The 18,263-nt window shown below is 45.3% G+C and carries 21 protein-coding genes; 14 read left to right on the top strand and 7 right to left on the bottom strand.

Annotated elements, in window-relative coordinates; genetic code table 11:
- Window positions 1-31: 31 nt before the first annotated feature.
- The 14 genes from AC27IJ_RS20250 to AC27IJ_RS20185 all read left to right on the top strand — a co-directional run bounded on the left by AC27IJ_RS20250 (window position 32) and on the right by AC27IJ_RS20185 (window position 13,039).
- A complete protein-coding gene (locus AC27IJ_RS20250; RefSeq protein WP_487150570.1) occupies window positions 32-820 on the top strand; it encodes a DeoR/GlpR family DNA-binding transcription regulator in 789 nt (262 codons plus the stop codon).
- 23 nt (window positions 821-843) lie between these two features.
- Window positions 844-2,319 (top strand): rhamnulokinase, encoded by a 1,476-nt coding sequence (locus tag AC27IJ_RS20245; protein ID WP_487150568.1) that lies wholly within the window; start codon window positions 844-846, stop codon window positions 2,317-2,319.
- An 18-nt stretch (window positions 2,320-2,337) separates the two neighbouring features.
- Entirely contained in the window at window positions 2,338-3,486 is a 1,149-nt protein-coding gene (locus AC27IJ_RS20240; RefSeq protein ID WP_487150566.1) for a Gfo/Idh/MocA family protein, read from the top strand.
- Between the two features lie 674 nt (window positions 3,487-4,160).
- Window positions 4,161-4,868 carry a FadR/GntR family transcriptional regulator gene (locus AC27IJ_RS20235; protein WP_487150564.1) on the top strand — a complete coding sequence of 236 codons (708 nt, stop codon included), beginning with the start codon at window positions 4,161-4,163 and terminating at the stop codon, window positions 4,866-4,868.
- On the top strand, window positions 4,865-6,229 hold the full coding sequence (locus AC27IJ_RS20230) for an ABC transporter substrate-binding protein (RefSeq protein ID WP_313153502.1): 1,365 nt from the start codon (window positions 4,865-4,867) through the stop codon (window positions 6,227-6,229). The genes AC27IJ_RS20235 and AC27IJ_RS20230 overlap by 4 nt, the downstream gene beginning before the upstream one ends.
- A 63-nt stretch (window positions 6,230-6,292) precedes the next feature.
- Window positions 6,293-7,165: a carbohydrate ABC transporter permease gene (locus AC27IJ_RS20225; RefSeq protein ID WP_313153501.1), complete on the top strand. Its 873-nt coding sequence runs from the start codon at window positions 6,293-6,295 to the stop codon at window positions 7,163-7,165.
- 3 nt (window positions 7,166-7,168) lie between these two features.
- Window positions 7,169-8,005 carry a carbohydrate ABC transporter permease gene (locus AC27IJ_RS20220; RefSeq protein ID WP_487150561.1) on the top strand — a complete coding sequence of 279 codons (837 nt, stop codon included), beginning with the start codon at window positions 7,169-7,171 and terminating at the stop codon, window positions 8,003-8,005.
- Window positions 8,006-8,028: 23 nt separating this feature from the next.
- On the top strand, window positions 8,029-8,829 hold the full coding sequence (locus tag AC27IJ_RS20215; RefSeq protein ID WP_312445413.1) for a transketolase: 801 nt from the start codon (window positions 8,029-8,031) through the stop codon (window positions 8,827-8,829).
- Window positions 8,829-9,755, top strand: a complete 927-nt coding sequence (locus AC27IJ_RS20210) for a transketolase family protein (RefSeq protein WP_312503460.1) — start codon at window positions 8,829-8,831, stop codon at window positions 9,753-9,755. Before AC27IJ_RS20215 ends, AC27IJ_RS20210 begins: the two co-directional genes overlap by 1 nt.
- 15 nt (window positions 9,756-9,770) lie before the next feature.
- Window positions 9,771-10,166, top strand: a complete 396-nt coding sequence (locus tag AC27IJ_RS20205; RefSeq protein WP_312445415.1) for a cupin domain-containing protein — start codon at window positions 9,771-9,773, stop codon at window positions 10,164-10,166.
- Window positions 10,167-10,187: 21 nt separating this feature from the next.
- Entirely contained in the window at window positions 10,188-10,844 is a 657-nt protein-coding gene (fsa, locus tag AC27IJ_RS20200) for a fructose-6-phosphate aldolase (RefSeq protein ID WP_312445416.1), read from the top strand.
- Window positions 10,845-11,054: 210 nt separating this feature from the next.
- Window positions 11,055-11,540 carry a nucleoside deaminase gene (locus AC27IJ_RS20195; RefSeq protein ID WP_312445417.1) on the top strand — a complete coding sequence of 162 codons (486 nt, stop codon included), beginning with the start codon at window positions 11,055-11,057 and terminating at the stop codon, window positions 11,538-11,540.
- 27 nt (window positions 11,541-11,567) lie between these two features.
- Window positions 11,568-12,860: a cytosine permease gene (locus tag AC27IJ_RS20190; protein WP_312503462.1), complete on the top strand. Its 1,293-nt coding sequence runs from the start codon at window positions 11,568-11,570 to the stop codon at window positions 12,858-12,860.
- Window positions 12,861-12,874: 14 nt separating this feature from the next.
- On the top strand, window positions 12,875-13,039 hold the full coding sequence (locus AC27IJ_RS20185) for a hypothetical protein (RefSeq protein WP_312445420.1): 165 nt from the start codon (window positions 12,875-12,877) through the stop codon (window positions 13,037-13,039).
- 171 nt (window positions 13,040-13,210) lie between these two features.
- Here the strand turns inward: AC27IJ_RS20185 and AC27IJ_RS20180 are convergent, their stop codons facing one another.
- The 7 genes from AC27IJ_RS20180 to thiS form a co-directional block, all read right to left on the bottom strand.
- Window positions 13,211-13,390, bottom strand: coding sequence for a hypothetical protein (locus AC27IJ_RS20180; protein WP_312445422.1), 180 nt, complete (start codon window positions 13,388-13,390; stop codon window positions 13,211-13,213).
- On the bottom strand, window positions 13,390-15,252 hold the full coding sequence (locus AC27IJ_RS20175; protein WP_487150610.1) for a heavy metal translocating P-type ATPase: 1,863 nt from the start codon (window positions 15,250-15,252) through the stop codon (window positions 13,390-13,392). The genes AC27IJ_RS20180 and AC27IJ_RS20175 overlap by 1 nt, the downstream gene beginning before the upstream one ends.
- Window positions 15,253-15,372: 120 nt before the next feature.
- Window positions 15,373-15,648, bottom strand: coding sequence for a metal-sensing transcriptional repressor (locus tag AC27IJ_RS20170; protein WP_312445424.1), 276 nt, complete (start codon window positions 15,646-15,648; stop codon window positions 15,373-15,375).
- Window positions 15,649-15,869: 221 nt separating this feature from the next.
- Window positions 15,870-16,664 (bottom strand): GntR family transcriptional regulator, encoded by a 795-nt coding sequence (locus AC27IJ_RS20165; protein WP_312445426.1) that lies wholly within the window; start codon window positions 16,662-16,664, stop codon window positions 15,870-15,872.
- Between the two features lie 122 nt (window positions 16,665-16,786).
- The gene (locus AC27IJ_RS20160; protein ID WP_312445428.1) at window positions 16,787-17,200 is read right to left on the bottom strand and encodes a M67 family metallopeptidase; all 414 of its coding nucleotides are present in this window, start codon (window positions 17,198-17,200) and stop codon (window positions 16,787-16,789) included.
- Window positions 17,197-18,000: a HesA/MoeB/ThiF family protein gene (locus tag AC27IJ_RS20155; protein WP_312503466.1), complete on the bottom strand. Its 804-nt coding sequence runs from the start codon at window positions 17,998-18,000 to the stop codon at window positions 17,197-17,199. The genes AC27IJ_RS20160 and AC27IJ_RS20155 overlap by 4 nt, the downstream gene beginning before the upstream one ends.
- The gene (thiS, locus tag AC27IJ_RS20150; protein ID WP_312445430.1) at window positions 17,984-18,208 is read right to left on the bottom strand and encodes a sulfur carrier protein ThiS; all 225 of its coding nucleotides are present in this window, start codon (window positions 18,206-18,208) and stop codon (window positions 17,984-17,986) included. Before thiS ends, AC27IJ_RS20155 begins: the two co-directional genes overlap by 17 nt.
- Between the last annotated feature and the right edge of the window lie 55 nt (window positions 18,209-18,263).

Genomic DNA, 18,263 nt, shown 5'->3' with positions numbered 1-18,263 from the left:
AGCTTTATACTAACAGCAAAGGGTTAACGGTATGTACAATTTGGAACGTCAATCGGAAATTATGTATCGGCTAAAAAGCAATGGCAGTGTTACTGTAGCGGAATTAGCCCAATCCTTCCATATCTCCAGGGAAACTATACGTAGGGACTTATGTGAGCTGGAAGAATCCGGTGCTTTGAAACGCACTCACGGCGGAGCTGTCTTACAGTGGGCATCGTTCCCTAATCACAGGAAGAATTATGAATCACCCATACAGGTCCGGAACATTCAGAATGTGGAGGAAAAACGGCTGATCTGCAAAGCTGCTGCTTCGGTCATTCAGGACGGAGATACAATTTTCATTGATAACAGCTCCACCTGTTTATCTCTGTACAAATATATACCTCCGGATATTTTAGTCACCTTTATAACAAATTCCATATCTTTTCTGCTTGAATGCTCCAAAAACCTAAACCCAAATCATACCGTTGTATGCCTGGGCGGAATTTTCAAAAATTCAAACCTGTCCATTTATGGGAATATTGCAATTGAAAACGCTGCACACTATTATCCAAATAAAGCATTTTTCTCGTGCACGGGAATTAACAGCAGCAACCACATAACCGATTCCGGAATCCACGAAATCGATATAAAAAAAGCTCTGCTTCTCCATTCCCAGACCAAATACTTATTAGCCGACTACACCAAATTCAATCAGGTTGGTCAGGTTTATCTAATGGACCTATCCGAAATTGATTATATTATAACGGATAGCAAAACGGATTTAGCCCAGCTGGCTTATTTAAAATATTCCAATGTGGAGGTTCTTGCAGCAAAATAACAATCTTCACCAGGAGGAGCATTATGAATTACGTTGCATTTGATTTAGGCGGGAGCGGCGGCAAAATAGTACTTGGCAGCTACGAGGATCACCACCTGTCCATCCGGGTCCTGCACCAGTTCGGACACGGCCCCGTATCACTCTCCGGAGGCCTGTACTGGAATATACTTGAAATTTACCGGGAGCTGGTTCATGGCCTGCGCATTGCGGTAAATATTACGGGGGATGACATACGGTCACTTGGCATCGACAGTTTCTGCAATGACTATGCCTTTGTTTCGCCAACAGGAGAGCTGCTTTCTCAGGTTCACTGCTACCGGGATGACCGGACGGTGAAACATGCCGGGGAAATATACCGTGTCATGTCTCCCTCAGAGCTGTACCGTGTAAACGGAAACCAGAATGCCAGGTTCAATACACTGATGCAGCTTGCTTCCATGTATTTTGAAAAACAGTCCTATTATTATCAGGAAGGGAACAAATTGCTTTTCATACCGGATCTTCTGATATATTTCCTTTCCGGACGGCAGCAAACCGAATACACACTGGCTTCCGTCAGTCAGCTGTATGACTATGACCTCCGATCCTGGAGTCCGGTCATTTTAGACCGTTACCAAATCCCTTCTCATATTTTTGCGGATATTTCCTATCCGGGAAATATGATAGGCAAAACTACGGAAGAATTCAATGCCCAGCTAAACACCAAAGGCTTTCAGATCGCCGCCGTATGCGAACACGATACTGCCTCCGCCTTTCTGGCCGCCCAGGCCGGCCAGGACCACGCCATGATCAGTTGCGGGACCTGGGCTCTGATCGGTACCGAGACGGAGCTTCCCATCATCAATGAGTATGGCTTTCAATACAATATTGCAAATGAAGGCAGTTACCATGGTCATCACCGGATTCTGCGCAATGTCATGGGCACCTGGATCATTCAGCAGATCAGAGCCTATTACCGGGAACGGGGAACCGATTATTCCTATTCACAGCTGGAGGAAATGGCTGCTTTGGCTAACCCCTTTCAATATGTCATTGATGTAGATGCGGAAGTTTTTTTCTCTCCGGAAAATATGCCGGAGAAAATCCAGAGCAATTGCCGGAAACGGTATGGGGACGTACACCTCAACCTGGGAGAAATGGTGCGGTGTGTCTACGAAAGCCTGGCCTGTAAATACCGATGGAATTTACAGCTGCTGGAAAAACATACTGGGAAAGCATTTACCGGCATCCATATTGTGGGCGGCGGCGCCCAAAGCAAGCTGATGTGCCAATTCACTGCAAATGCCTGCGGCCTTCCCGTATATGCCGGTCCGGCAGAGGCCACTGCCATCGGCAATATCATGATGCAGCTCATGGCTGACGGACAGATCCGGTCCGTGGAGGAAGGACGGGCTCTGGTAAAGGAGGCTTTTCCCTGCCGTGAATATCTGCCTCAGGAGCCTGCTCTATGGAAGGATTATTATGATGGCTTTTTATCCATACAAATCACAACCCAATAAGGAAAGAAGGAATCGAATATGAAAATTTACAGAATGGGAGTTGTTGGAACCGGCTTTATCGGACGAGTCCATGTTGAAACCGTAAGGCGTCTTGGAAACGTTGAAGTCGTGGCTCTTGCTGATACAATCAGCGCAAAAGAAGCGGCTGAGTCCTTAAATGTCCCGCAGTATTTTACTGACTACAGGCAGATGATTGATACCATGAAACTGGATGTGTTACATATCTGCACTCCCAATAATACTCATTTTGAAATCGCAATGTACGCCATGGACCACGGAGTTCACATTATCTGCGAAAAGCCCATGTGCGTATCCATAGAAGAAGCCCAGGCACTGACAGCAAAAGCCAGGGAAACCGGATTAATTGCGGCCATCAATTTTCACAACCGCTTCTATCCTATGAACAACCATTTAAAAAATGTAATTCAGGACGGTGAATTAGGTGAAATTTTCTCTATTACCGGAAGCTATACCCAGGACTGGCTTTTGTACGAGACCGATTACAGCTGGCGTCTGAATTCTTCCGAATCCGGCAGCACACGCGCTGTTGCCGACATCGGATCTCATTGGATGGATCTGGCCGAATATGTGACAGGGCAAAAAATCGTTGCAGTAAATGCAGATTTTTCGACGATTCATCCTACCCGCAAAAAACCAAAGGGACATGTAATTGCCTTTTCGAAAGAAAAATTCGCAGAGGAAGATTATGAGGACATTGCCATTGATACAGAAGATAATGCCAGTGTTATGTTCCGGTTCAGCAACGGCGCAAAGGGAAGCGCTTTCTTTTCCCAAGTAATCGCAGGCAAATCCGTGGCAATCGACTTATTGGTAGGCGGCTACAGGAAATCTGCGGAGTGGAACAGTGAAGTCTGCAATCAGCTGACCATCGGCCAGCGGGACAGCTACAACCAGGTGATGGAAAAAGGCATCGCTACGGTTCATTCCAATACCAGGCCTCTGATTGCCTATCCTTTCGGTCATCTGGAGGGCTTTCCCGACGCCTTTAAGCAGTGCTTTGCCAATGTGTATAACAGCATTGACAATCCTAAAGTCATCGGTGAGTATGCCACCTTTGAGGATGGACTCCACGAAATGGTATTGTGCAGTAAAATCTTTGAAAGCAATCAGAAGCAGCAATGGGTGAATATTCCTTCCAATTCATAAGGGTGAATAATCGTACTGTGTACTGAGCCAGTTTAAATGGATTACGGCCATTTAAACTGGCTCTTGCTGTACTGTTGATGTAATTGGTCAGTGTCGTCATGCTTTGCTGAGTATAGCCGTCCGGCAGTTGATCATTTAATTATTTTGCGTATGTACTTATAATTCTTTCTAATGTGGCCTTCTGTCAGGAAGCCAGCGGTCCGCAAGTCTTCTATGTCATATCTGCCCCGAAGAGTAAGGTGTTTCCAATATCTGTTTTTTCGTTTTCTATAGGGGTCCTCCTTTTACATACATCACAGATATAGTATACATTTATGCAAGAGTAACTTCCGCACTCTTTGTAATTGTGGAATTTACTTTTTCAATTCAGCTTTAAAATTTATGGCAGATCTTCTTTATATTGTTTAAGTACAAAAACAACATACCAATTGGTATGATAAGCATATGAAAGGTATGATGAATTATTGCTGACATTTGTTTAATATGCATAAAATATATAGGGATAAATTGTGATTTTATAATAATAATTCAAATATATATAAAAACTCTATTTACATACATCATATGTTATGCTAACATTAGGACAGATGAAAGATAATAATAACTAAATAGATATAACATAATGATTTATTTGTATGCAATTTATACAAATTGATTTGTAGAAAGGAGGAGGTATGAGAAGGAGTGTGGATAAGATGCAGAATATAGATGTTCTCCCAATGGCTACGGCTCAAAAGGTAAAAACCATGATTATCCAAAAGGAGATGAAGCCGGGAGACCGGCTGCCTACAGAGAAGGAACTGTCAGAGGTGTTTGGAGTCAGCCGTTCTACCTTGAGAGAAGCAATGAAGTATTTAAGGGCTGAAAATGTAGTTGTCATCCGCCAGGGGAGCGGAACCTTTGTCAGTGCAGGAACAGGGATCGGGGAGGATCCCCTTGGGCTGCATTTTACGGATCAGAAGTATCTTATTCAGAATCTGTTTGAAACCCGGATGTTAATTGAACCTCAGATCGCGGGACTGGCGGTTCAAAGAGCCACACCTCAGGACATTAAGAACCTTGAGAGACTGGTAGCGGAGATGGACCAGATTCAGATCAACAGCACCGCTACGGCAGAGATGGATGTTCAGTTCCATACGGCAGTGGCAGAATGCACCCATAATGAAGTGCTTATTCGGGTGGTCCCCATAATCAATGAATCCATCCGGCGGAGCCATGTAGAAACCCATAATGACCTGGAGAGCTTCAAACGGGCAAAACGAAGCCATAAAGGTATTTATCAAGCAATTGCCGACGGTAATTATATGGAAGCCAAATTTCTTGCCGAACGGCATGTATGGGAAACACTAAATGATGTCAGGGAAAGGGAAGGGAAAAAATGAAAAAAAGATTGATTGGAAAGAAAACAATGGCAGTGGTCCTGGCGGTTCTTATGGCCGGGGGAGCGTTGGCAGGCTGTTCTTCAGGCAGCAAAGAAGTCACGGCGGCAGGTGCGGAGACCACAGAAGCAGGTGCGCAGACCACAGCAGCAGGTACGCAGACCGCATCGGCAAAGGAAGGACAGGCTCCTTCCGGAGAGATAAAACCATGTACCATAAAATTTCGTTATTGGGCTGATAATACGGATTATTCCCAGCTCATGCAGGATATTATCAAGAAGTTTAATGATGAAAACGGCAAAGGAATTACCGTCGTGGGAGAAGAAAGTCCGTGGGATGGAGGCGCATATTCAGAGAATCTGTTTAACGCTAAAATGGGAGGCGGAGATATTGACTGCGCCACATGGAAGCTCACCTCCACACCATTATTTGTAAACAACGATCTGTTGGCTGACTTAACACCAATGATCGATGTCTGGGATAAAAAAGATGAGATTGATGATAACATTTATGAAATTATGAAAAAGGCCGGAGACATGGAGCGAATCTATGTCATGCCATGGAACATCCAGGTTCTGTATGTATATTACAGGCCCTCCATCTTTAAACAGGCAGGGATAGAGGTACCGAAGACCTATGAAGAATTCTTACAGGCTATAGAAACATGCACCATGGATACCAATGGGGATGGAAAGACTGACGTATACGGCTTTGGCATGAGAGGCGCAAAAGGCGGTCAGGAGCCATGGGGCAGCTTTGTATATGGACGGGGCGGCAGCTTTGAGGACTTAACAACACCTGAGGCGGTACAAGGCATGCAGGATTTCATTGATGTTTATAAGAAAGGCTATGTTCCTCCTACAGCAACCAGTGACGGATTCAGTGAGATCATTGCCAATTTCCAGTCAGGGCTGACGGCTATGACCATTCATCATACTGGATCCAGCAAGGATATGGAAAAGCTGCTGGGAGATGATGTATCTGCATTTGCATTCCCGGCAGGTAAGGGTCAATGGACATCAATGGGAGATACGGAAACGGTTATATTTGAATCCTGTGAAAACAAAGAGGCAGCCTTTGAGTGGGTATCCTATCTGGCAGCAGGAGAAGGCCAGAAAATGTGGTGTGAGGGAACTGGAAATGTTCCGGTAAGTAAAAGTGTCCAGGAGACTGACTTTTTCCAGAATAACCGCTTTATGAAAGCCTCCATTGATGGACAGAAGTTTGCAGGTATCATTCCGATTCTTGATACAACGACAGAATGGATTTCCACGCTGTGGCCCAATACCGTTTCTCAGGCACTGACCGGCGGCATATCTGCCGAAGAGTGCATGAAGACTTTACAGGCCGGATTATATCAATAAGGAATCGATAAGTGAGGGGGCTGCAAAAAGGCGGCCCCTTCCGGTTGGGAGGGAGAATTATCGATGGTTAAAAAACGGACCATATGGCCGTATGTACTGGTGGCTCCGGCAGTGATTATCATTCTGTGCGTGGTGTTTATACCGGTTATGAATGCAATTCTTATGAGCTTTCAGAGCTATGATCTTCGAAGGCCGAAAGAGATTGCGTTTCATGGGCTGACCAATTATGCCTCTGCTTGTAAGGACCCGCTGTTCTGGGGAGCTCTTATTCGAACCATTTTATGGGTGGTATGCGGAGTTGGTTTTCAGTTTTTGTTTGGATTCATTCTGGCCCTCCTCTTAAATCAGGATTTTTCCGGAAGGGGAATGGTGAGAGCGGTCAGCATGATACCCTGGGTAACGCCTGGAGTTTTGATCGGGTTGATGTGGCGGTGGATTTATGATGGCAACTTTGGTGTTCTGAATGATCTGCTTTTAAAGCTTCATGTTATTTCGGATAAAATTCCTTTCCTGTCCCAGGTGTCAACCGCATTTCCCAGCGTCATCGTGACCATCATCTGGCAGGGGATACCGTTTTTTGCGCTTATGCTTCTGGCAGCTCTGCAGGGCGTATCCTCGGAAATATATGAAGCTTCCAGCATAGACGGAGCAGCAGCGTGGCAGAAACTTTTTTATATAACCATTCCATCCATTAAGAATACGATTTTTGTTACGGCACTGCTTCGTGTCATCTGGGTTGCCAATTCAGTGGATGTAATTTTTAACATGACGGAAGGCGGGCCGGCCTATTCCACCCAGACGCTCAGTGTTTATATATTCAACAAGGGAAATGCACTGAATCTGGGTTATGCATCTGCAATGGCGTTATTGCTGGCAGTACTGCTTTTGTTTGCTGCAATCCCGTACTTAAAAATGAACTTTAAAGGGGAGGCGTAAAGGATGAAGAAACAACATGATATCAAACGGATTCTGTGTGTGTATCTGCCGCTGATTGTAATGCTTATCTTTATTTTGTTCCCGTTCTATTGGACTCTTGTCACATCCTTGAAACCCCAGGATGAGCTGTACGGTATGGTAGTTACCTACCTGCCCAGAGCCATCACCTTTGAATCCTACCGGAAGCTTTTTACCACTACGGTTAATTTCCTGGCGGCTATAAAGAACAGCTTTGTGGTGGCTGCAACAACAACTCTTGTATCCTTGACTGCATCCACGCTTGCGGCTTATGCCTTTTCCAGATACCAGTTTGCAGGCAGAAAGATTCTCATGTGCACGTTCCTCTGCAACAATATGTTTCCTACGGTATTGCTGCTGATTCCGCTGTATTCCATTATGCGCAAGATGGGACTTTTGTTCACGCCTGCTTCCCTTGTATTATCTTATACCACCTTTACCATTCCATTTTCCGTATGGCTGCTGTTGGGATTTTTAAATGACCTTCCCATGTCCCTGGAAGAAGCAGCCCTGGTAGATGGCTGCAACAGGGGCGTTGCGTTTGTGAAGATCATTCTTCCCATACTGGGACCTTGTATGGTGGCTACAGGGGTTTATATATTTATGACATCATGGAATGAATACACATTTGCTGTGATGTTTACCAATACAGAGACGCGTACCATTCCGGTCGCTTTAAAAAGTCTGATCGGACAATTAGGGGTTCAGTGGGATTTGCTGACAGCAGGAGGCATCATAACCATTATTCCGGTATGCATCATGTTCTTTTTTGCACAGAAGCGGTTAGTGGAAGGGTTAACAGCAGGGGCCGTAAAAGGCTGAGTTATATATAAGGAGGAAAACAAATGCAGTACAATAAGAAAGCAAAAGAACTGCGGGCTGAAATTCTTAAAATGTTATTTGCCTGTCAGTCCGGGCATCCGGGAGGATCCTTATCCTGTGTTGAGATGCTGATGGCACTCTATTATGAAGTGATGAATGTGGATCCAAAGGATCCGGATAAACCGGACAGAGATCGTCTGGTATTGAGCAAAGGCCATGCATGCCCTGCATTGTATGCGGTACTGGCGGATTTAGGATATTTTCCCAAGGAGGATTTAGCGGGCTTAAGACAGATTGACAGCCACTTGCAGGGACATCCGGATTGCACAAAGACTCCGGGAGTTGATATGAACACCGGTTCTTTAGGCCAGGGGGCATCTTTGGCAATGGGCCTGGCTCTGGCTGCCAAACATGGAGACGCATCCTATCACGTATATGCAATCCTTGGGGATGGAGAGTGTCAGGAAGGGCTAGTGTGGGAGGCAGCCATGGCTGCGGCTCATTATAAGCTTGATAACCTTACGTTTCTGCTGGATTATAACAAACTGCAGATTGACGGATGCAATGCAGAAGTCATGAGCCTGGGAGACATTGTGAAAAAATATGAAGCGTTCGGATTTGAATGCTTTGAAGTGGATGGACACGATATTTCTGCCATAACAGCCGCCTTAAAGGCGCCGGTAAGAGGGAAACCAAAGTTTATCTGCTGTAATACCATAAAGGGAAAAGGGGTTTCCTTTATGGAAGACCAGTCTGGTTGGCACGGAAGACCAATGAATGGGGAAGAATTTGCCCAGGCAATGAAAGAGCAGGAGGTAGAGTAATGGGGAAATCACTGAGAGTTGCTTATGGAGAATCTCTTGTAAAATTAGGTGCGGAGAATGAAAAGGTAGTGGTGCTGGATGCAGATTTGGCACATGCCACCCAGACCTGTATGTTTCAAGAAAAGTATCCGGAGCGTTTCTATAACATGGGAATTGCAGAAGCAAATATGATGTGTGCTGCAGCAGGTTTTGCAAATACCGGATACATACCCTTTGCCAGTACTTTCGCATTATTTGGGGCAGGACGGGCCTATGAGCAGATCCGTAATTCCATCTGCTATACCAATGCAAATGTGAAGTTCGGTTTTTCCCATTCCGGCCTTTCCGTAGGAGAAGACGGCGGAAGCCACCAGTCTTTTGAAGATATTGCGCTTATGAGAGAAATGCCTCATATGACCATCTTTGTGCCCTGTGATCCGGCGGAAACGGAGAAAGCCGTAATGGCTGCGGCTGAAATAAACGGACCTGTATACATTCGGGTGGCAAGACCGGTCTGCAAGGATATTACAACCGCGGAGACGCCGTTTATACCGGGAAAGGCCAATGTGATGAAAGAAGGGAATGATGTCTGCATCATATCCTGCGGCCTGATGATCCCTGAGGCATTAAAGGCAGCCGAAGAGCTTGAGAAGGAAAGCATTCATGCAGCGGTTGTGAATATGCATACCATCAAACCAATTGATAAAGGCATTATTTTAAAGATGAATGAAACCTGCAAAGGCATTGTGACCATAGAGGAACATTCTGTGATCGGCGGGCTTGGGTCAGCGGTGGCAGAGGTCCTGGCCGGGCATAGGGGCGCCAGATTTGCGTCATTGGGAATACAGGATAAGTTTGGTAAATCCGGAAAGCCGGAAGAACTGTTTGAAGCTTATGGACTCACCGCCGGACACGTTGCAAAAGCCTGCAGAAATATACTGGGTTAATGGGAGGATAAAATCATGAATATTGCCGTTTACGAGTTTGCGGGCGAAGGAATGCAGAGAGTATTTGAGAATGAAAAATGGACCGTTGGCATCAAAAATTGGAAACCCGCCAATGATATCTCAGGAATTGACTGCCTGGAGAGGCATAACAAAACGGATGAGCTTTTTGTGCTTGTGGAGGGAGCGTGCACCCTTGTTTATGCCAATGAATCAGAAGAAGGCCTGGAATTTGGCGTGGTTCACATGAAGCCTGATAAGGTATATAACATTCCGGCAACCTTGTGGCATAACACCATTACCCGGAAGGATACTAAAATGATTTTAATTGAAGATTCCAATACTTCTATGGATAACAGTGATATTTTGGAACTGGATGAAGTGCAGATCGCCAAGTTAAGAAGTCTGGCCTGACAAGGTAAGGAGAAACATAGTATGAAATTTTTTATTGATACGGCCAATACGGAAGATATCAGGACAGCCAATGATATGGGAATCATCTGCGGGGTGACCACCAATCCATCCCTGATTGCAAAAGAGGGAAGAGATTTTAAAGAGGTTATAATGGAAATCACCAGGTTGGTGGAAGGGCCTGTCAGCGGAGAAGTGAAAGCGACTACCGTTGATGCAGAAGGGATGATACGGGAAGGCCGGGAAATCGCAGCCATCCATCCCAATATGGTTGTTAAAATACCGATGACAACAGAGGGACTTAAAGCTGTCAAGGTATTAAATGAAGAAGGAATAAAGACCAATGTAACACTGGTATTTTCGGCCGCACAGGCAATTTTGGCCGCTCGAGCAGGAGCTTCCTATGTTTCGCCGTTTTTAGGGCGTCTTGATGACATTTCCATGAAAGGAATTATTCTCATTGAAGAAATAACAGAGATTTTTAGGAGACATCAGATAACAACAGAAATCATTGCTGCCAGCGTTCGAAATCCTATTCATGTAATTGATTGCGCAAAAGCAGGTGCTGATATTGCAACTGTTCCATATAAGGTATTGGAACAGATGGTAAATCACCCGCTTACCACTCAGGGGATTGCTAAATTTCAAGCCGATTATAAGGCAGTATTTGGAGAAGAATAAAAATATGAAAAACGTTGCGGAATGACGGTATCGTCAAGGCATTCTGCAACGTTTTTTACATTTCTAAGGAAAATATTCTGGTTTGGTTAATTTATACAATATTGTCTTGTATAATTTAGCGTTTTTGTTATTTACAGCACTTCCAATATATGTTAAATTACTATCATAAACAAGATATAAGGTATTACCTTATACGATAGGAGGTCTAATATGGACTACGAAATTGACGTGAAAAACTTAAAGCGTTGCGCGGAGATATCCCGCCAGTCAAGGGAAGCAGGAAACACCCCCTTTGGAGCGATTCTTGCAGGAAAGGATGGAAGCATTCTCCTGGAGCAACCAAATGTCGAGATTACCGAAGGGAAATGTACGGGTCATGCTGAGACGCAGGTAGCTGAGAGAGCATCTCAATTATATTCAAAAGATTTTCTGGGGGAATGCACTCTTTATACAACGGCAGAGCCATGCGCCATGTGTGCAGGAGCTATATACTGGGCAGGCATCGGCCGGGTAGTGTATGGGATGACAGAGAAAGATCTGCTGGCACATACAGGCGCAGATCCTCAGAACCCTACGTTTGACCTGCCTTGTCGTGAAGTATTTGCAAGGGGACAGAAAAAGATTGAAGTTGTTGGACCATTTCCGGAGCTGATAGAAGAGATTGCGGAAGTCCATAAGGGGTATTGGAATAATTAATTAATTGATCATCAGGAGGGGTTCGATATGGAGCAGAAAAATCAAAGTCAACAAGCTGACACAGAATATTCACGCTGCGCCGTGCCATTAAGCGAGCGGAAGAGCTATTTCAGTCTTACAATTATTTGGACCGGTTTTGTATTTGTTATTACCAGCATGATGGCAGGAGGGGGTCTTGCCGCAGGACTGGATTTTAAGGGGATTATCATTGCAACGTTGGGAGGCAATATTTTCTTAAGCATCATTGCTGTACTGATCAGCATTATTGCCTGCAAGACAGGACTTACCTTTGCCCTGCTCACCCGTTATAGTTTTGGTTCCAGCGGTTCCAAGGCCGCATCGATTTTTGTACCGGTTGTGAATTTTGGCTGGTACACCATTCAGGCAGCTACTTACGGACATTTTGTGGCCCAGGTATTCCATTTTGGCTGGGTAGGGGAAGGGATCTGTATGGCAGTCAGCGCCATTGTCATGGGAATTTTCTCCATGTTCGGCATACAGGCAATCGCCATCTTAGGATACATTGCCATCCCGGCAATCGTATTCCTGTCTATTGCAACTGCCATGCGTTCCCTGGGCGTCATTGGCGGCGTCGAGGCCCTGTTTTCCTATGTTCCGAGTGCGAATATGCCTCTGTTCTCAGGAATTACTGCTGTTATCGGCACGTGGGTGCTCTCTACCGCTACCTGCATTGCAGATATCATGCGTTATGCAAAGGATACGAAAACAGCCGTATCTGCAACTCTTACAGGCCTTTTAGGCGGCAACATCCTCATGATCATCTGCGGCGCGATTGCAGCTATTGCCATGCAGAACAGTGACTTGACTGTTATACTCTTAAGCTTTGGGCTGGTTATTCCCAGCTTGATCCTTATGACCACCAACATATTTACGACCAATGCGGCAAACCTTTACTCAACCTCCTTAAATCTGTCCAATGCATTTAAGATGGAGAGAAAGAAAATGCTGGCGATCCTTTTGGCTCTGTCTGCTGTTGCAACCCTTACAAGGCCATATGAGATCGGTTTCCTCTTCAGCTTCTTAAATATACTGGGAACCGTTGTTCCGCCGTTATCCGGAATTATCCTTGCTGACTATTTCCTTGTTCACAAGGGACGGTACGAGGAATTTGACAAAGCGTCTTTCCGCAAATGGAATCCGGTTCCCTGGATCACCTGGGCTGTTTGTATTGCAGCGGTATACATCATTCCCTTCGGACTTCCGTCACTGAATGGAATGATACTGGGAGGCATTATTTATACGGTATTGATGGCTGTAACCAACAAGCAGGCAGCAGGCAACCTTGCTGAAGAAGCGTAAAAGGAGGGAGTTATATGGACAGATATAAATTAAGCGCCCTGATGGGAACGATTATCATGGGTATCGGATCATTCATGGCTTGTCTGGCTGAGAATCCTCTATATATTCACACTGGAAATGTGCTTCTTGTGGTGAGCATTTTCATCATGATATATGGATATGCAAAGTGGCAGCCATAAATAAGCAGTTTCAAAAGGGGTTGCATGGGCAGGATACATAATAAAGCAACTACAGGAACAATAAAAACGTGATAGACAGCCAATAGATGGGAAAGGCAGGAGGCACCGATAACGGTACATCCTGCCTTTCCCATCTGTTGGCCTACTTGGCTCTGAACAATGGCTGCGTATTCAGACAAATAACCGATACAATACGGAACCGACCGTTATGACTGCCCCTATGATGGATATCACACGATAAATCTTAACGGATTCAAGGTCGTGCTTGTCTTTATGCATGTACACGATTCCTGCAATCAGCACACCTATTCCTACGGTTAAAAACAGAGCAAACAAAATTAATTCTTTCACTATTTTTTCCTCCAGTTCAAAAGTAATGATGAATTGATAATAACTGCAACAGAACCTACATTATGAACAAGAGCGCCTACCACGGGACTTAGTATTCCGGTAATTGCCAGCGCGATCGCGGCAAAGTTGAGTATCATGGATGCCGCAAGATTCATGTTGATGGTGTGCATTGTTTTTTCAGATAACATCAGCAGGTGGGGGATTACCCGTATATCGTCACTGACAAGGGCAATATCCGCCGCTTCGATTGCAATATCGCTTCCTATGCCGCCCATTGCGATACCGACTTGGGCAGTCTTTAATGCGGGGGCATCATTGATCCCGTCGCCAACCATACAGACAAGCTCCCCATTTTCCTGAAATCGCCTGATTGCGTTCAGCTTATCTTCCGGCAGGCAATTGGATTGTATGTCACTAATTCCTGCGATTTTTGCTATGTGATCAGCAGCATGCGGTGAATCACCTGTAAGCAAAACGGTGTTTACACCAGCGGCTGCTATCCCTTTTACGACCTCGGCGGCATCGGGACGAATCGTATCGGAGAGTGCAATCAGGCCAAACACATTCTCTTGATTCATAACATAGATGATGGTACTTCCCTCAGATTTGAGGTATTCCGCGCTTTCGAGCAAGCTGTCAGGAATGGTGAGGCCATTGTCCCTGACAAGAGCTTCATTTCCGGCAAAAAACGGATGTCCTTCTACCAGAGCAGATACACCGCGCCCCGCCAAAAGCTGAAACGAATCCGGATCAGCAGGCAGCTTCCCGTATGTATCTTTATAGCTTGCCACAATCGCTTTTCCTAGTGGATGCTCCGACCTTAACTCCGAAGCTGCGGCAATTTGGAATAATTGTTCATCGGTCATCATAGAAGAACAGCTTTGAACCTTTACGACTGATGGCTTACCATATGTAAGCGTACCTGTTTTGTCAAAGGCGATACGCTTTACTTTTGCCAATCGTTCCAGCGCGTCTCCCTGACTGACAAGAATCCCGTATTTTGTGGCATTGCCGATACCTGCCATGATTGCGGTGGGTGTTGCTAAAACCAACGCACAAGGGCAAAAAACAACTAAAATGGTAACGCTGCGAATCATCTCGCCTGTTGCAAACCATGTAATTGCGGCGGCGGCAAGAGCGATAACCACAATCCATGTAGCCCATCGGTCTGCGATTCCAACAATTTTGGCTTTTCCAGCGTCCGCTGATTCTACAAGGTGAATCATGCGTTGCAGTGAGCTATCCTCACCAACCTTTTGTGCCTGCATGTCGAAGGTTCCAAACTGATTGACGGTTCCACTCTTTACCTCATCGCCTTCCCCTTTGTCAACAGGGAGCGATTCTCCTGTCATCACGGACTGATCAACGGAAGTTTGTCCTTTCATAATGATGCCGTCTACAGGAATTGTTTCGCCCGCCAATACACGTAGGATATCGTTAACCTTGACCTGCTGGTTGGGGAGGGTGATTTCTTCGCCGTTCAGTATAACCCTTGCCGTGGCAGGAGTTAAATGCACTAGCTTTTCAATTCCAGCCCGAGCTTTGGCAACCGTCCGTTCTTCTAAAAACGCGCCAATTGTCATAATAAAGGCAACTTCGCCAGCCGCAAAGATTTCACCAATCATAACCGAAGCAATGAGGGCGATAGAAACCAATACATCTGCCTTAATATCAAGCTCCGCAACAAGTCCGGCAATTGCGCCCTTCACGATGGGTATGCCGCAAAGCAGGAGGGCAGCCCATGCTGCATTAACGGGCAACGAACCAATGTCAAAGAAACTGACGATTAATGAAATAGCCGAAAGGCAGAGAAACAATATTGACCGCTTTTCGCTATCTTTAAAAAATTCTGACAAATACATCACTCCTTTTATACTTATGGGGGTATACGTACACACAACATGAGTATACCCCCATGGGTATGCTCTTGTCAATAAAAAAGCAACCGAATTTCGGTTGCTGATTCTCAGATACATATTCTTTTAGCTCATACGGGAAAAGTGCTCAATAGCCTTTGCAAATTCTTCTATCGTTTTATCGGCGTCCCCATGTTCGATTCCTTCTCTTACACAATGATTTAAGTGTCCTTCCAGAATCACTTGTCCGACCTTATGCAAAGCACCTTTAGCCGCATTGACCTGAATGAGAATATCCTCACATGAAATGTCCTCGTCTATCATTTTATCGATCGCTTTGATTTGACCCATGATTTTATTTAACCGACGATGCAGATTATCTGCATCCATACACTGTCGCATTCTTCCACCTCCTTATACCTATAGGGGCATAAAATAAGAATATCATACTTAGCCTGCTACGTCAATCCAATGGCTTTGTGACGCAACAAACGAACAGGATATTTAACCGCATGATAAAAAGCCGTGGACATTAGCCGAAAGAAGAAAAATAAATTGACCCGGAATGAACGCGTTTCAAAGCTTTCATTCCGGGTCAATTTATTCTATATATGCAGCAAATTCTAAATTTCCTCATAGTGCAGAAGCCTCTTGCGTATTTGGCTATATTTTAATATGGTGGTGTCCACATATTCCCAGGCATATACAGCGGCCGTGCCATCCTCGTCATAATTCATGCCTTTTAGAAGGAGAAATGCTTTTGGAGGGATGCCAGACCGCTCCAGAAGTCCGTTTAACAGTTCCACGTCCTTACTGTATACTGCATTCAGTTCTACTTTATCCCACTCAAGCTTTTTTCCTGTGGTCTTATACATAAAGTAAAACACGGAATCAACAAAATTGTCCAACTCAGCCATATCCACTCCATTGAGATAGGAGAATGGGATATAATCCCTTGTGACAGCGCATATCTGCTTATCAGCATAGAATATCTTGTCACAGATAAGAACCAGGCCGCCTTCAGCCATTTCAAGGTGGTTGGCCACATCCTTGTTCGCCTTGATGATGTCATGGTGGATCATTTCTACTCTGGGTTTATAGCCGCTGTTAGTTATCATATCCACAAAATGCATGACGGGATTAAAGCTGGCTTTCATTTCAAAAAAGCTGTTATTAATAAAGGTTCCCCTACCATGTCTGCGGAATATCATTCCTTTTGCAGATAAGTCGTCCAGGACACTTCGCAGAGTGATGCGGCTGACTCCCAGCATTCTGGACAGTTCTTCTTCCCGGGGCAGTTTATTATTCACCGATAGATCCATCTGTTTGATGAAATGCAGCAGCTCTGTTTCTACCTGTGTTTTTAAATCTGTTTTATGTATACGCCGTGGCTTTGGCTCCTTGCTTTCTTCGGTCATGTAATCCCCCCATCATATATTGAGTTAAGAGCAGGAATATCGTTGATTACATTTTAACATGACAGAATTATATTGTAAACAGACGTCTGAGTTTTAAGATTTATGGCAAACCAATCAATTTCTTAAGATATGACCACTATTTCTTGTTGCGTCACCACATCTCCGGTAATGCCAAACGCTTTCAACACTGGTACATCTTCTGCCAGGGAGAGGATCAAATAGCTCGCAAAAGGATCATAGGCCAACCGGATATCCTCTTTTGAGGGTCTGGCAGGAGTAGATGGGTGAGAATGGAAATTCCCAAGGGGTGACCAGCCGTTCCCGCGCATATCCTTGATCGCGGAGAGATGCTCTTTGGGGTCAATGGAGAAATGCTCCGGGCTTTGGTCGGGATTGGAAAGCAGATAGACCTTTTGAATCGTCTTACTGTCGCCATCCATAGTACCTGCAATCAATCCACAGACCTCGTTGGGAAGACCTTCCCTGGCGTGTTCCACAATTAATTTAATATCAGTCTTTTTTATCGTAAGCTTCATTTTAAATCACACACCGCCTGTTCATAATCAAAGGGAGCCAAAATAGAGGGATGTTCTCCGCATACCTCGCAGCCCGGACGCTTTGGAAGCTTGATTTTACGAAATGTCATGGACAGTGCGTCATAGGTCAGGAGTGCGCCGGTCAGGAGTTCACCCTTACCAATGATATATTTGATTGCCTCCATTGCCTGAAGAGAACCGATGACTCCGCCCATCGTACCAATCACACCGGCCTGTCTGCAGGTGGGAACTGCATCCGGTGGAGGCGGATTCTTAAAAACGCAGCGATAGCAGGGGCCCTGCCCCGGTACATAGGTCATCAGCTGTCCTTTGAACCGGATGATACCGGCATGGGAAAAAGGCTTCTTCGCCAGTACACAGGCATCATTTATTAAAAACTTAGCGGGGAAATTATCGGTTCCATCGATGATAAAATCATAATCGGCAATCAGATCCATAACATTGTCTGCCGTCACAAACGTACGGTAGGTTTTGACAGTCACGTCAGGGTTGATGGCCTTAATGCTTTCTTTGGCTGACTCCACCTTGGCTTTGCCCACATCGGGTGTGCTGTGGATGACCTGCCGCTGAAGGTTGGAAAGATCCACCTCGTCAGCATCGGCTACCCCGATGGTTCCCACACCCGCAGCGGCTAAGTACAGCGCACAAGGGGCGCCCAGCCCTCCGGCTCCGATGATCAGTACCTTGGCATCCAGAAGCTTTTTTTGTCCCTTTACGCCTACCTCGGAGAGGAGGATGTGCCGGGAATACCGTTCCAATTGCTCATTGGTAAATGCCATCTCTCTGCCCTCCCCCCATAAAGTATAAAAACTCCACGCTGGCACCGTCGTGCAGCTGTGTTTCACCGAAAGCATCTCCGGAAATAAACTCATCGTCAACAGATACAGTGGCATATTGGGGTGTTTCTATCTGCTCTATTTCAATCAGCTGTGCCACAGTCAGGCCGTCAGCGTATTCTTTTCTATTTCCTGCTACAGTTAGTATCATTTCGTTTCCTCCAAAATTTAGTCGATGTGCTAAGGGAAGATAGTTGTTGACATCG

It is taken from the genome of Lacrimispora sp. YZC11 (assembly GCF_057543815.1).
This window is presented reverse-complemented; position numbering and strand designations above follow the sequence as displayed.